Annotated in this window: 10 protein-coding genes; 7 read left to right on the top strand and 3 right to left on the bottom strand. The window is 59.0% G+C overall.

Features of this window, described 5'->3' with window-relative positions:
* The first annotated feature begins 175 nt into the window (after nt 1–175).
* Nucleotides 176–2956 (top strand): hypothetical protein, encoded by a 2781-nt coding sequence (locus HZZ13_RS36815; RefSeq protein WP_246504426.1) that lies wholly within the window; start codon nt 176–178, stop codon nt 2954–2956.
* Nucleotides 2957–3317: 361 nt separating this feature from the next.
* Nucleotides 3318–4790, top strand: coding sequence for a Ulp1 family isopeptidase (locus tag HZZ13_RS36810; protein ID WP_246504425.1), 1473 nt, complete (start codon nt 3318–3320; stop codon nt 4788–4790).
* Nucleotides 4791–5454: 664 nt separating this feature from the next.
* Here the strand turns inward: HZZ13_RS36810 and HZZ13_RS14625 are convergent.
* From HZZ13_RS14625 to folE, 3 genes are all read right to left on the bottom strand, one after another.
* A complete protein-coding gene (locus tag HZZ13_RS14625; protein WP_197960271.1) occupies nt 5455–5976 on the bottom strand; it encodes a hypothetical protein in 522 nt (173 codons plus the stop codon).
* Nucleotides 5977–6568: 592 nt separating this feature from the next.
* A complete protein-coding gene (locus HZZ13_RS14620) occupies nt 6569–7045 on the bottom strand; it encodes a 6-pyruvoyl trahydropterin synthase family protein (RefSeq protein WP_197960270.1) in 477 nt (158 codons plus the stop codon).
* Entirely contained in the window at nt 7042–7710 is a 669-nt protein-coding gene (gene folE / locus HZZ13_RS14615) for a GTP cyclohydrolase I (RefSeq protein ID WP_197960269.1), read from the bottom strand. Before folE ends, HZZ13_RS14620 begins: the two co-directional genes overlap by 4 nt.
* 359 nt (nt 7711–8069) lie before the next feature.
* Between folE and HZZ13_RS14610 the strand changes: the two genes are divergently transcribed.
* The 5 genes from HZZ13_RS14610 to HZZ13_RS14590 all read left to right on the top strand — a co-directional run bounded on the left by HZZ13_RS14610 (nt 8070) and on the right by HZZ13_RS14590 (nt 14225).
* On the top strand, nt 8070–8294 hold the full coding sequence (locus tag HZZ13_RS14610; RefSeq protein WP_197960268.1) for a hypothetical protein: 225 nt from the start codon (nt 8070–8072) through the stop codon (nt 8292–8294).
* A gap of 203 nt (nt 8295–8497) precedes the next feature.
* Nucleotides 8498–9175 (top strand): hypothetical protein, encoded by a 678-nt coding sequence (locus HZZ13_RS14605; protein WP_197960267.1) that lies wholly within the window; start codon nt 8498–8500, stop codon nt 9173–9175.
* 989 nt (nt 9176–10164) lie between these two features.
* The gene (locus HZZ13_RS14600; RefSeq protein WP_027577708.1) at nt 10165–10620 is read left to right on the top strand and encodes a GNAT family N-acetyltransferase; all 456 of its coding nucleotides are present in this window, start codon (nt 10165–10167) and stop codon (nt 10618–10620) included.
* A gap of 873 nt (nt 10621–11493) precedes the next feature.
* Nucleotides 11494–12879, top strand: a complete 1386-nt coding sequence (locus HZZ13_RS14595; protein WP_197960312.1) for a M16 family metallopeptidase — start codon at nt 11494–11496, stop codon at nt 12877–12879.
* Nucleotides 12879–14225, top strand: a complete 1347-nt coding sequence (locus tag HZZ13_RS14590) for a M16 family metallopeptidase (RefSeq protein WP_197960266.1) — start codon at nt 12879–12881, stop codon at nt 14223–14225. Before HZZ13_RS14595 ends, HZZ13_RS14590 begins: the two co-directional genes overlap by 1 nt.
* Nucleotides 14226–15332: the final 1107 nt, after the last annotated feature.

Genomic DNA, 15332 nt, shown 5'->3' with positions numbered 1-15332 from the left:
GGAAATGCGTTTTTTTGATCTCATCGGGCGTTTGGCGGCCGCAATGCACTTTCTAACGCGCGGAGTGTTGATTCTTTCTCCCAAAATTTGTCATTTTCATTCCGTTTGCAATGCAGATCAGCATGTTAGCACTCATCGGCCTGCTCCGGTCCTCCATCTTCGAAAGTGAGTACAGATGAACTTCGTCTCGATGAATCAGGTGGGACAACAAATCAATGGCGTGGACGCGCAAGATGCTTCTCCGGCTGACTCATCGGCAGAGGCGGCGGCCTTTCAGCGGCAGCTGGGCGAGATCGTTGTCCCGTCGGCTCCCGTGCTCATCCAGGCCCGCGCCCATCAAGCGGATGCATCGCGATCTGAGGCCCATGCCGGAGAGGATGAGGCGGTGCTGGGCGCCTCAGCGCTCCAGACCGCTCAGTCAAATTGGGTCTTGGTAGGCCGCAGCAAGGAGCCGCTTTATGCTACGGATGCGCGCCTTATTTCCGGTCTTAAGCAGGCGCTCCTTGGAGCCGCCGAGAGCACCGCCACGAGCTACGTCGGTTATCTGCTCAGCTTGAGCCGCTGGCTCTTTGCAAAGGACAAGCCGGGCATCGCTGATCGGCTTCATGACGAGTCGATGGACAAGGATGTCGAGGAGTTCATAACCAAAGGTGGGACGGCGAACGTCCGTTGGGCACTAGCTCATCTGCGGACCTCTCAATTGACGGGGGGAGTCGTACCGATCGCAGGCCGCCCTGACCTCACTCCTTATCCCAAGGACGGAACTCTCATCAAAGAATACAGACAGCAAGCAGTGGCGGCCGGAACTTCAAGTACCGCCAAAACCTATGCATCCATTCTCACGGATTTCAGCCACTACCTTCGTGCAAACAACAAGCCTGGCATTGCTGCTCGGCTTCAGGACGAGACATGGAACGAGGACGAACCGCTGAATGAAGAGATCAAGCGCTACAAGGACGCCGGGGGTAACAAAAGTATCGGCGCGGCACTTGATCATCTCCGTAATGGAGCGAGAAAACTCAACGGTCCGCCTTTTCATCCCGAAGACGCGACCTTGATTTCCGGACTTCAAGAAGCACTCGTTAGGGCTGGGTACGAGGAGATCACCGCTAAGACGAATTATGTTCGTCCTCTTCGCAGATTCAGCCGGTGGCTCTTCGAACAAAACAAGCCGGGAGTGGCTGCTCGGCTTAACGACGAATCGCTCAGCAGCGACGCTGCGATCTTCGATCAAAGTCCCAGGCACCTCGTTCTTACCGCACTAGATCGTCTCCGCGCCTCTCAGTCGCCGGGCGGAGTCGCGTCAATCACTGTCCGGGCAGGGGGCATTGAGGCCGCGGCCAAGCAGGGCTGGTCGCAGCCCGCCTTCAGTTGGCCAGCGGCACTCGCTGAGGGGGATGATCGAGATTTATTCTTTGGGACGGTCGACGAAGCCGGTGCATCGTCGTGTCTTCAGCCACCGCGGCACGGCCTGGCATTGAATCCTACAGAGTCCCCTCATCCCGTGAACTGGCGCCACCAGGAGGACGAGCTGACGGATGAACGTTACCGCAACATCCTCATGCCAGGCGAGCAGATTCCCATCATGCGGGCGAGTGGGCACCCATCTACGCCGCCTCCGCACGGTCAAGGCGGCGGAACGATCCTGAATGCCTCGGGCCATGCAAAATTGGTTTTCGCAGGTAGCAGCCTAGATCCTGTTTATTGCAAAGATGCCTCTCTTATTGAGGGGCTGAGGCCCGCACTCATCAAAGCTGGGGCCTCCGAGAGCACGGTCGGTCGCAATCTACGTGGTCTTCTCAGCTTGGGGCATTGGCTCGTGAAGAACGACAAGCCGGGCATTGCTTCCCGGCTTTTCGAGAAGTCGCTGGACAAGGATGTCCAGGAGTTCGCCGAGCAGGAGGGGCAGGCCATCGCTACCCCACTGGATCATCTTCGAGCCTCCCAATCGCCGGGCGGCATCATGCCGTTTGCAAGCCGGGTTGAGCGGAATCCCTATCCCCAGGATGCGGATCTCATCAAAAGGTACAAGGAAGAAGCACCCCCGAGCACCGCCAACACCGCCAGGAGCTATGCAACTCTTCTTATCGATTTCAGTGATTACCTCCGTGAAAACGATAAGCCCGGCATTGCTGCTCGGCTTGGCCACGGCTCGCTGGATGAAGATGTCAATCGGTATAAGGAGGCGGACCCCCATGGCCGCAGTAAAGCCGGAGCCGCACTGGCTCATCTCCTGAAGTCGCCGGCGGGTGCTACAGCGATCGAACTCCTGCGTCATATTTGCCCCCTGCCTGATCTCGAAGACGCGGTTCGCGCCGAGATGAAGCCGACCCTCTCCGCGACTGCGCAGCACAGCGGGTCGAACGGAGCTGTCAGCTGGCCGGAGATTCTGCCTGCGAACCAGCAGGATCTGCCTTTAGAGACGATGGACGGACCCAGCTCCTCGCCGCTTCCGCAGGGCGACGCGGTTGAGCGGCCGCTGATGCAGATCCCATCTCATCAACTGGCGACGTCACCAGCGCAGAGACAAGCTCCGGTGTCGTCGCCAGACGAGCTGATCGGCGAGCAGCTTCCGGCCGAAGACGCGGAGCTCTTGACGAGGTTTCGCGTGCACGCCGAGCGGCGCAAGCTTACCCCAGGGGCCATCAACAACAATGTTTCCGGACTTGGGACTTTTGTCCGCTGGGTCAACGCAAGTCATCGGGGCCCTGTAGCTTCTCGGCTGCGAGACGGTTCATCGCTCGATGAGGAAATAGCGAAGTACAGGAGCTTGGGCCGTGACCCCCAGAACCGCATTAGATCGGCTGTGGACGTTCTCCGGCGGCTGCTGCGTGGGGGGGGAAGAAGTCGAAGCACCCGAACCCCGCGTCCTCGGTGCCCCCCGTCGCCTAGTTCCTCATCCAGAAGATGCGCCCCTCATCGAGGGCGCGCTGAGCCAAGCTCTGAAAGATCTTAAAAATCCGACTGTGAAGCTGAGGCAGTCTGCGCAACAGCGGGCGAGGCGTCTTCGTGCGCTGAGTGCGTGGCTTAGAGAGAAAGGCAAAGGGAGCATCATCGGGCGGCTAAACGGCTCCAGCAGGGAGCAGGTATCCCTCGACAATGACGTGGTAGCATTCCAACGGACTGGAGGCAGAGTACACGGTCCCGATTTGTCGCATCTTCGCAGCTACTTGAAACTCGGCGAGGCGAACCGAGAGCTGGGGCTGCCAGGCCCTGAGCAGCCGCGCTCGCCGGCCGCGCAGGGCGATCGGTTTTCCGGCTCTTCGCGCGATCTTCCCTCAACGCCGGCCAGCCTAAGCGCTGGAGCTTGGGTTTGGTTGAGTGAACAGCTGCAAGAACCAGGATCACCATCCAGGCCCGCGTCAAATGCTAAGGGCAGGCTTGAGCCATTTGTTGATCTGAATGCGCCAACGCCGTCCGAGTTGCGGGACGATGCTCACTTTGCGCCAGCCGATCCTGCCGGGGATCGCTCAAACACCTACGCTGGTCTTGAGCCATTTGTTGATCTGAATGCGCCAACGCCCTCCGACTTGCGGGACGATGCTCACTTTGCGCCAGCCGATCCTGCCGGGGATCGCTCAAACACCTACGCTGGTCTTGAGCCATTTGTTGATCTGAATGCGCCAACGCCCTCCGACTTGCGGGATGATGCTCAGTTTGCGCCAGCCGATCCTGCCAGGGTTCGCTCAGACACCTACGCTGGTCTTGAGCCATTTGTTGATCTGAATGCGCCAACGCCCTCCGACTTGCGGGACGATGCTCAGTTTGCGCCAGCCGATCCTGCCAGGGTTCGCTCAGACACCTACGCTGGTCTTGAGCCATTTGTTGATCTGAATGCGCCAACGCCGTCCGAGTTGCGGGACGATGCTCACTTTGCGCCAGCCGATCCTGCCAGGGCTCGCTCAGACACCTACGCTGGTCTTGAGCCATTTGTTGATCTGAATGCGCCAACGCCGTCCGAGTTGCGGGACGATGCTCACTTTGCGCCAGCCGATCCTGCCAGGGCTCGCTCAGACACCTACGCTGGTTCTGTATCATTTGTTGGTCGGGATGCGCCCAGACCGCAGGTGATTGATCTAAATCCGCCAACGCTGCAGGAGCTGCGTGATGATGCTCGTTCTGCGCCCTTCCCGCGCACATCCGACGATGCTCAAATCGGGGCTATGGATCCGACAGCCTCCTCCTACGGCCGCAGCAAACTAGAGCTCGGTGCCAAGGAATGGCTGGGCGACAAGCATATCAACAGGGATTACGAGCTCCTGGCGGAGGAGTTGCGGCGGAGCCGTCCGGAACTCGCCGCCCTGACGCAGCTGGTGGACCCCCTAATAGCTCACTATCAACTGCGCTTCGGCGCCGAGCCCGACATGCTCCGCGCGTTCCAGCGCATCGTCTACGACTCAAATGGTAATGATACGGCCGACTTCCTGTTCCTGCCAGTGAACGACGCTATGGATCCTAATCGCCTCGGCACGCACTGGTCGCTGCTGCTCCTTGATCGCCACACGCGAGGAGAGCCAGTTGCCTATCACTACGACTCTGTCCGGGGACACAACCACGAGGCGGCAGCGCAGCTCGCACGACGGCTGCGCGCCCGCCTGGAGTCACCCAACATGGCCCAGCAGCGGAACAGCTATGATTGTGGCGTCTTTGTGGTGGACGGCACGCGGGCGCTGGTTCGACGATTGGCCCAAGGAGAGCGGCCAGGGCACGAGTTGCTGCACCTTGACAACCTCGTCGCCAATCGGCGGTCCCTCCAGGACCGGCTTCGAACTCATCCCGGCTTAGGCTAATGGAGCGCGAAGCGGCCGCGAGACTGAGGACTTTCTCCGCAATGCCCGCCTCGACATTCCAGCGACCGTCGAGGCGCTGCGCCAATACTGAATGCCGATCCGCTCCCGGGCCAGAAGTCGGATTCGATCGCATGCGCGCGTGTTTATCGGTGGTACTTACTTCGACCGTGCACACAGCCTCGCTACAGGGGGCATGGCGGTTCCGGCCCAGCAAATCATCGGCACTCAACATGCCAATTGGGATGCGCTGCGCATCGGGCTTAAAGCCGAGACTATGCTGTTTGAGGACTGGCGCGTGAGCGCAGATGTTGCTTACCTGCCTGGACCGACTTCACGGTTGCGATAACCATCTCCTCCGTCCTGAAACAACTTTCTACGATCAGCGCAGGCAAGGTGGGGGAGGAACGCTGTCGTACCTCCTCGGCAGAAATATCAGTATCGGCGTCGGCGCTCGGTACTGGGCAATGTGGACCAAGGCTCGGTACTGGGCAATGTGGACCAAGAACGACAGCGATTTCATATTCAACTGCAGCGGCTGCAGCGGCCGAGCCACGTTCATTCAGATCCCTGCACTCGCGAAGTACAGCATGGAGCGATGGGGTACCTTCTTAGAGGCGTCCTACAAGTTTCAGTGAATTGGTCTGCAAGCGCATAAGTCTTATAGCTAACCTAATCGATGCGCGATGAAGCCTGCAACGCGTAGGCTGCGCGGCGCCGCAGCCCCCGGGCGAACCGCCCACGGAGGGCCGTTGCCGAGTTTCGAGCAGCCTTCATGCCTTCTCTTTGTGGAAAGATGAGTCCGGATGAGTCTCAGCAGCCAATTCAGAAGCAGAGATGCTTCGTACCTTTGTAGCGCCGCAATCATCCTCTTTTCGTCTTCGCCCGCATTGGCAGCCGATGTACGGCGGGCCAGTATGCCAATAACGGACTGCGCGACAGTGAAGAACAAAAAGCAACGCTTGCTGTGCGTCGATAAAGCGGCCGCAGCCCTAAAGACAACTCGCCTTCTTAGGAAATTGGACCAGCTCATCTTAAAGAGATCCTTGCCAACCCCGGCCAGACCGCTTCCGAAATCCATGATCCAGATCACCTTGATGTCGCCCCTGGAACGTTCATTGAGAGGCTTGTCGAGATCCGAAACGTGAGGTGCCTCTACTCGACTGATGGCTACCGCTGCATTGCACATCGGCGCGGAATGGCTCCTGTTGTTCGCCCAGGCTGTCGAACCAGCGGCAGAACAAGAAAGTCTGAAAACCGGCTGCGCCCTGCTCGATAGTCTCCTGTCTGCCGCCTGCAAAAGAAATATTCGGATAGTCACGACTCACTACAGGGGAGATTTCTGGCGCGATTTTGCAAAGAGCCTTATCCTAAAAGTGCCAAATTGAAATATTAGCGGCGTCGCCACCGAAGCGATAGCTGAAAGTAGGAGAGGTCCTGTTCAGGACGCTTTCCGCTTGGGGGAGCGGCTCAGTGCCAGAACCAGACTTGATAAGTAGCGTCATCAATGGCTAAAGGTCGTATCCTGCGGGCTTGCCGCCCGTGATCATGACATGCCGAGCCCTAACCCCCTGCACGGCGAGCATTTCCTCCGGCGACATCATAGCCCCAGGTGTTGGCGTCCTCGATCTTGGCGGTGATCTCGGTTATCGGCACTTGGCGTGCTGGATCTGCGATCCATGTGCGCTTGCTGTCACACCCCGGGGCAACCAACTGGGCCAGCCTGTAGCCGCAAGAACACGGACGGCGTGCCGCTCTTGCAGGTTTCGCCCTGGATACTTTCAAAGATCTCGTTGACCGGCAGCACGGCTCGTTCCCCGATAGATCGCGCTGTTCGCACCGTGCTCTTTGACTTCGACAGATGCAAGCCGGCAACGCGGAGCAAGTCGCTCTGTCAGCAGCCACTTGCTCGCGATGCCGTAGACGTGCTCGGCAAACTTTTCGCAGCCGACAGCAGGTAGCACAACGATATCCGCGACGCCACGCCGCGCCGCTTCGTGGAACCATTCAAGCTCTGGATCGTCCGCAGCTACGACGGTCTTATGGTCAAACGTGTGTTCGAGGATCGCTTTCAGCTCTTTGAGGCCACCAAAATCAACGACCCAATTCTTGTCGTCTAGAGTGTCGGCCTCGAACTCGAAGCGAAATGACAACGAGTAACCGTGCAGCAGACGACAGTGTGACAGCGCGCGCCACTGGCGAAATGTAGCGGATAGTCCGATTTCATGACCGTATGTCTTCGTCGATAGGTAGGTCACGGTTGATCCTTGATCAGTGCCATAAATTCGCTGCGCAATGTCCTGTCGTCGCGGAAAGCACCGCGCATGATGTTGGTTATCATGATGGTGTCAGTCTCGCGAACACCCCGCCAGATCATGCATTGGTGCTGCGCCCTAACGATGACGGCCAATCCCTTCGGCTGGATGCGGCGTTCCAGCTCGTCCGCCAACATAACAGCGGCCTCCTCCTGGATGTGCGGGCGCGACATGATCCAGTTGGCAACGCGCACCAGTTTGCTGATACCGATCACTTTTTCGCCGGGCACCACGCCAACCCACATGCGGCCGGTCATGGGTACGAGGTGATGCGAGCACGTCGAGCGCACGGCAATGGGACCCAACGTGTAGAGTTCGTTCAGGCCGCTCGCGTTCGGGAAGCCCGTAATCTCGGGCGCGGACTCAAAGCGGCCGGCAAAAACCTCGCGCACGTACATCCTGGCAACGCGCTTTGCGGTCGCTTTGGTGTTGTGGTCGCGGCTGGTGTCGATAACCAGGGCTTCAAGCACAGCCTGCACGTGCTGCTCGACTTCGGCTTGGATCACATCAATGTCGCCAGGCAGCAGATATTCTGCGATATTGTCGTTTGCCGCAAACGACGCGCCGGCGTCGTGCAGGCGTTCACGAATTGCTTGCGTAGAGCTCATCAGAAATCCTGTGCCGACACTTCGCTTTTAGTTTGCGTGAACGACATGATCTGCGGTCGTCGTGAAGAACGACGGAGGGACCCGCGACGGACAAAGCTTCAATTGGGGAGGTGCCTTACCGGGGCCAGTGTCTGGTATCAATTTGTGACGATCGAGAACTTTCATCTCTCCTGCGTCGTTGACCGAGAGACCACTATTGCCGAAACGGTCCTTTATCGCCTCCCTGCAATCAGCATGCCGCAAAAGTATCTGTGCGACATTTGCTTGGGGAAGAAAAAATCAATGCACTGTGCCGCGCGGGCCGATCATCTGCGCCTTCGTGTCGGGATTCAGACATACACGCCGACAAGCGAACACGATTGAAGCTCCAGCAAAAGCAGCCAAATCTTACCCGCCCCGGAGCCATCAGACAGTTAATCGACCCAGTGATTGGCGTCGACCTCAAGGAGCTGACGCTTCTGGTGATCACGCTGGGCGGCTACCTGGCGGGGCGCCTTTGCGGCGAGCGCGAGATCCGGCGGAGACTGATGATGATCGAGTCCGCGGTGATGGCGGCCGGCGCACTGGCGACGTGGTTGCCTTAATCCAGCAATGGTTGGCGCCGCATGGCAAGTCAAGGGTGTTTGCCAATTCGCCCCCGCGCCGGCCGCAGTTCGCGAGTTTGATGGATTTCTGCCTGCTGGCTTGGCTGACGAGCCCGTCCCGTGCCTCTGGTGTAATCGCGCGCGGCGTTCTTGCTATGGTGCCGCCTGCGATCTTCGCCGCCTCGATGGTGCGGTTTAGCTTTGTGGCGCTGGCGCTGCTCGTCCCTGCAGTGCTCGGCCCGCGCGTGCAGAGCCGCAAGGTGATTGCGGCCGTGACCGCCCTGGCGCTCTTCGCGATCGTCGGCGCGCTGGCGCTGCGCTCGCAGACCACGCGGGTATTTGTCGACCTTGCCTTTTATGCAGCCGCCGGCGCCTGGTCGACCGCCTGCGATGCGGTCGATCGCGACATCCGGATTGCGATCCGCGGCCAGATTTTTCCGATGCTATGCGTCTCTTGCTGGCGGCAGGTCCGTCTGGAATCAGCCTCGATGGCTTTGAGGCGACGGGCTGCATCGAGAGCATCGGCGTGCATGTACGTCTTCCTGCGGGCGGCGCTCGAGTTCGGCTCGCTCGCCGGGCTCGCGCTCGTGGCGCTCGTCATTGGAGGCTGGCGCGTAGTCCGCGAGCTCGCGCCGATCGCGCCCGAATACTGCTTCGTTGCCGCCGCCCTGGTCTACGTAGCGACAGTTTCGCTGATGCATGGGCGCATCAGCCGCGAGCTTGTGCTGTTCTTGCTGCTCGGCTATGCCTCGAGATTGTGGAGCGAGGGGCGAGAGGTCGCGGCCAAACTAATGGTGCGGATCGCCGGAGGTGGAGGCGAGCAAGTCCGTCCTGGTCGGCGGGCGCGACACCGGTGTCGACGACTGGCCTCCCGCGGGTGATGATCCAGCCCGCCAGCCCGCCCACGGCGCTTGCCTTCTCCAGTTTCCTTCGCGGGACTCAATCGAGCAGCGTCCGGGCGAGATTGAGATCGACTTGGATTCGCCAAGATGAGTCTTCGTTACAGCGCCAGCGATCGCCGGAGATCGTCGTGCTCAAAGGCGGTGACCGTACGGTTGATCTCGCCCGACCGCGCCCCGACTGCCTTGGCGATGTTGCGACTCTCGCCACCTGTTGCGCCTCCCTCCCTGGCCAGGACACCTTTAGCCTAAAGAACGCGTCTCAAGTCGTCGTGAAATGCGCGAATAGGGAGTTATCGTTTCGATCCCATCGCTGTCGACGACCGAGAGGATCCTGTTATCGGCTGTCGAATCCTACCCCAGCGGTCCTTCTGGCCGGGGATTCATGGCTACCATTCCAGAGAGCTGGCCTCCAAACATTGTGACTGGTAAAGGATTCAGCACCGAGGAAGGAGATGGCCAATATCTATAGACTGCGGTCACGGAGCAATTGAGCTCGGTTTCCGAGAGTCAAAATGCGGTGGAGCGCATACACCTTTGGACGTTCCTTCTACGTACCGACATACATCGGCTTTTTGACCTGGAATACGTGATCGTCTCATCGGATTGTCGGCTCAAGATCAGCAGCCGCTTGAAGGACCGTTTCGACAAATGAGGTTCGCGATGATCATGATCCTATCTTGGAGAGGCGAGCTTTACTTCGTGTACCCTGCGACGTGAAAGCGATCGGTTGGATCGAAATTTGGTTGTGGACGCTGATTGACAGCCGAAATCGCGGGTCATCAGGCGTTTTCACTCAACCAAGACCCGCAGCAGAGATCAGCTAATTGGAAAGTGCTCCAATCGGCTGTGGTTCGAGGTGTTCGGGATTCTCAGCTAGGCTTGTCTCTGTCTAGCAGATCACAAATGTCACGCTGACGCTCGTGGCGCAGAGTGATTCCATTCCGATTCGGAGCAGACAGGAAAGAAAGATGCCGGTCATATCCACACGCCGCGCTGAAGTCACAGATGCCGGAACCGTCGCCCGCTTCGTTCATGCTCTCCAAGTCGAGCTCTTGGGCCGGATGGCCCCCGGGATCGAAATCGTCACGCGAAGCGCGACGGCAGTTCTTGCGGATGTCAGCGTCGTCGCGGTGATCGCCTGCGGAGACAACGAGCCGGCTGGCGTCATGCTTCTAAACGAATGCACTGCGATCTACGCGGGCGGCAAGTTCGGAGAAATCTCGGAGCTCTATGTTCGCCCCGACATGAGATCGCAGGGCATTGCGCCTCATCTGATCGCGGTCGCTCTGTCCGAAGGACGCGTGCGAGGATGGAAGCGGTTGGAGGTCGGAGCACCGTGGCAGCCGAAATGGAAGCGTACCCTCGACTTCTATCTGCGCAACGGCTTCGAGGAAGTCGGCCCCCGACTTTGCCGCATGATATGAGCCGGTGGGGTCCACTTTAAATAGTCGTCCCTGGATGACTAAGAAGCTGAGTCGGATCAATCATCCAACCGGCTCCCGCGTCGGGAAGCGAATCGGCGCGCTAGCTTGGAAGAGTTCATCATCTCGTCGGTCATCGGCGGCTCCTCGAATCAGGTTGGGGTTAGCAACCCGACCCCTACCGACGAATCATCGATGACCACCGCAAAACCGCCCGCCCGCTACAGCGCTGTTTGCGAGCTACACCATCACTGGGGCCACGACCTTGGACCCTAATTGAATCAGACGTTCTTGGTCGTTGATGGATGCTGACACTAATGACGGAAGTAAGCGATTGAATGGCCAAGCCAGAGGGAGATCCTTGAGAGCGTCGTCGCCGCTTTCAGCGGGCGCCCACAACGGTTGAATGCCGGAAGGAGCTGGCGCTCGTTGGCTCTACCGTTTCCGTGCGACCAACCGTCAGAGTAGTAGCTTCACAATATGGAAAAGCCACAGCAGAAAAACGTCTAATAGCAAACTCCAACAAGGTGAGCCGCCTATCAAGTCTCAGCCCAATCTATGTGAGTAAGTTGTCGCTGTACAATCTCGCCAAATTGTAAGGCTCCCTGCGCCATGTCGTGTTCACGACATGGCGACAGCGGCCTTTCGACAGGATAGGCGTTGGTTCTGCTTTATATCCAGGTGGCGCACGCCCTTGCGCATCCCATGCCAAATGGCCCAGCCTTTGCTTCATTGCAGTTCGGACGGTGAGCGGCTGCCAAGCCTTGTTCTGCTCCGCCACAGTCGATGCATATGTATGGAACGAAAGGCGTTACCATGAGCGATCGGAGTTCGGTCACCGCCAACACGAAGGAGATCGCCGCACGTGCCTTCCCGATGACACGGACGACACTAGTCGAAGAGAGAACGAGGGATAGCACTACTCCTAACCAATACGGTTCTCACGAGGGCGGCGTTCTTGCTCAGGCCAGGTGGGATCGACCAGCCATCTTTTCGCTTCAGAATGGGCTCGAGGTTGTGGTGATACCGGATCATCGGACGCCCGTCGTAACTCAGATGATCTGGTATAAGGTCGGCTCCGCGGACGAGCCACCCGGAAGATCGGGGCTGGCGCATTTCCTCGAACATCTGATGTTCAAGGGCACATCCAAACATCCGCCGGGTGAATTTACCCAGGCCGTGCAGCGCGTCGGCGGTTACCAAAACGCTTTCACCGGCACCGACTATACAAGCTATTTTCAGCATGTTCCGCGCGATCAGCTCGGCAAGATGCTGGAATTTGAAGCTGATCGCATGACCAATCTTGTTCTTAAAGATGAGGACGTGCTGTCCGAGCGCGACGTCGTGCTCGAAGAATTAAATATGGGCGTCGCCAACAATCCAGGTGCGCGGCTCATCGAGCAGATGTTGGCGGCACTTTACCTCAACCACCCCTACGGTCGGCTCATCATCGGCTGGCGGCAGGAGATCGAAAAGCTTGGCCGTGAAGACGCGCTCGGCTTTTACAAGCGGTTCTATGCACCGAACAACGCTATCCTAATCATCGCCGGTGACGTAGAGGCGGGCGCGCTCCGCCCGCTGGTGGAGACGAGTTTTGGCGGCATTCCCCTGCAACCACGGATCCCGGCGGAACGCTTGCGACCTCAGGAGCCGCCTCCGGCCGCAGAACGCACGGTGACACTGGCCGATCCCCGCGTTGAGCAGCCAGTGCTGCACCGCTACTATCTGGTGCCGTCGGCGCGCACTGCGGTCGCAGGCGAGAGTCCGGTGCTTGACGTGCTCGCGCAATTGATGGGCGGCGGCATCAACTCATATCTCTATCGCGCGCTGGTGATCGACAAGAAGCTCGCGAGTAGTGCCTCGGCGAGGTACGAGCCCACCGCCCTTGATTCGTCGCTACTCACAATTTCTGTTACACCAGAACCCGGCATCGAGTTCGGGCAGATTGAATACGCCATCGACGGCGTGATTGCCGGTATTGCGCAGCATCCTGCGCGCACAGAAGATATCGAGCTGGCCAAGACGCGGCTGCTCGCTCAAGCAATCTATGCCCAGGACGACCAAGCAAAGCTTGCGGCCTGGTACGGCCGCCGGCTCACGACAGGACTGACCATCGACGAGATCCGAGGCTGGCCGGACAGCATCCGCGAAGTCAGTGCCGCGCAAGTGCTCGCGGCCGCGCGCAAATGGCTCGACAAAAAGCGCTCGGTGACAGGCTATCTCGTCAAGGAACCCACCCAAAGACACGCGGAGAGGCGATAATGACCCAGTCTTGCACACGACGTGACGTCCTCCTCGCCGGGGCATCGGGTTCAATCGCAATCCTCGCATCACCAAGTTTGCTTGCTGCCACCAGCACGCTTGCCGCGACCAAGATCAAGCACCTGGTCTCGCCTTGCGGTATAAAGGCAACGTTAGTGCAGGATGCGACTGTCCCACTGATCGCCGTAGAATATGCCTTCGGCGGCGGCGCGACGCAGGATCCCAGCGAGAAACCCGGTGTTGGACACATGGTGGCTAGCCTACTCGACGAAGGCGCCGGCGATCTTGACGCCAAGACGTTTCATGAGCGGCTCGATGGCCGCGCAATTGAGTTGAGCTTTGCATCGCATCGCGACTACTTCCGCGGCAGTTTGCACACGCTGAAGGACTGCAAGGAGGACGCCTTTGACCTCTTACGGTTGGCGCTAACCTCACCACGTTTCGACCCGGCCGATGTCGAACGAATTCGTGCCGGCGTGCTTGCGAAGCTTCGGCATGACTCGACCAATCCGGCGTCGCTCGCAAATCGCAAATTCTTCGAGGTGGCCTTCAAGGATCATCCTTATGCTCGGCAGGCCGAAGGCACCCTCGAGAGCGTGCCGAAGATCGATGTAGCAGATCTCAAGGGGTATCTCCGAAGCGTAATCGCAAAAGACGCACTCAAGATCGCGGTGGTCGGCGACATCGATCCAGAGGTCCTCTGCAAATTGCTCGACATGACTTTTGGGGGCCTGCCGGCCAGCTCGAATTCGACGCCGGTTGCGGACGTGGTCGCAGCAAAGCCGCCGCAGCGCATCTTCATTCCGCTCGATGTACCTCAGACGTTTGTGACATTCGGGGGTCCCGGCGTCCGGCGCACCGAACCGGATTTCATGGCAGCCTGTGTCGTCAACCACATCCTTGGCGGCGGCGGTTTGACCTCGCGGCTCTTCCGCGAAGTCCGCGAGAAGCGCGGGTTGGCCTATTTCGTCAGCGAGCGGCTGGTCTGGATGGATCATTCAGCCGTGTTCGTCGGCGATAGCGGCACGCGGGCTGACCGCGCCGGCAGGACAGTCGAAGAGATCGAGAGGCAGGTCCGCCACCTTGCCGAGAAAGGACCGACCCAGCAGGAACTCGATGATGCAAAGTCTTACCTCAAGGGCTCGCAGATAGTAGCTCTCAACACAACATCGAAGCTTGCGCGAACGATGTTGCAGCATCAGCTTGATAGGCTGCCGATCGACTATCTCGAAAAACACGACTCCGTCGTCGATGCGGTAACGTTGGAGGATGCCAAGAGAGCAGCGGCGCGCCTGTGGGGTGGCGGCTTGCTCACCGTTCTCGTCGGTCGTTCCCCAGTGCCATGACTACATCCCGGTCAGGGGCCGAATTGGACGTCAGACCACAATACGCAGGAAACCCAATTGTCTTGTAGATAGTGGGCCTCCACGCCCAAAGCGAGGACCGGCAGGGTGTGCTAGGGCAAAAGTGCTTCTCACATCGATAGAATGCGCCGCTGTGCAGTGCGTGAGGGTGAGCCGCTAAGGAAATGGGAAGATGTTCAGACGACAAGTCACGCCACTAAGTGCTAATCCCTTAGCGCACCTGCAAGGTGGGAAAACGGAAACCGACAGCGCAGCGCCTCGCCGTTGTTTTGCGACGCGTGCGTTTGATTACATCAACCCGACGATGCGCGAATGGTTCGAAATACGGGATCGTATGGCCAGAACAGACGATGGGTGCTTTTATCTTGTCGAAAGGAGCAGGCACTAGCCCTAGTGACGGGAAGGCCGTAACGCCTTACAGTCTAGGGGACGCTGCAACCGCACACCTGTTCAGAAAGTTCGCCTCGACGTGACACCCTTCTTCATTGCTCGCGCACAAGCAAGCATCGTTGGCATGGAATCCTGCGCCGGTTCAAGGTGGCTCGCCGGAAAATGCAAGCACTTGGTCACCAGGCACGCTTGATCCCCGCGCAATTCGTGAAGCCCTAGGTGAAGCCAAACGAGAACGATATCATCGACGGCGAGGCCCGCAACGCAACCGACGATTCGCTTCGTCGCCGTCAAGGAGGAGGACTAGGCCGATCTTCAAGCGCTGCATCGAGTCCGTGACCAGATGGTTGGCTCGAGGACACGCCTGATGAATCAGATGCGGGCTTTCTCCTCGAGTACGGTGTACCTTTGCGTCAGGGTGCCGGAATATTCAAGCTCGAGTTGCGGCGCGCTTTGAATGACGAAGGAAACGATTTATCACCAGTGATGCATCGCCTGGTCGGCGATCTCTTCGCCGATCTCCGCCGCCTCGAAGAACGGATCCGCGAAAGTGAGAGGAGATCGAATCGGTAGCCGATCGTGAGCACGTCACATGCCGGCTGATGCCGGATCCCCGGCATCGGCGCATTGGGTGCGACCGCTCTACTTGCCGCGATCGGTGATGGGCTGCAGTTTCGCAAGGCCGGCGGCCTTGCGATC

This window comes from Bradyrhizobium agreste, assembly GCF_016031625.1.
GTDB lineage: Bacteria > Pseudomonadota > Alphaproteobacteria > Rhizobiales > Xanthobacteraceae > Bradyrhizobium > Bradyrhizobium agreste.
This window is presented reverse-complemented; position numbering and strand designations above follow the sequence as displayed.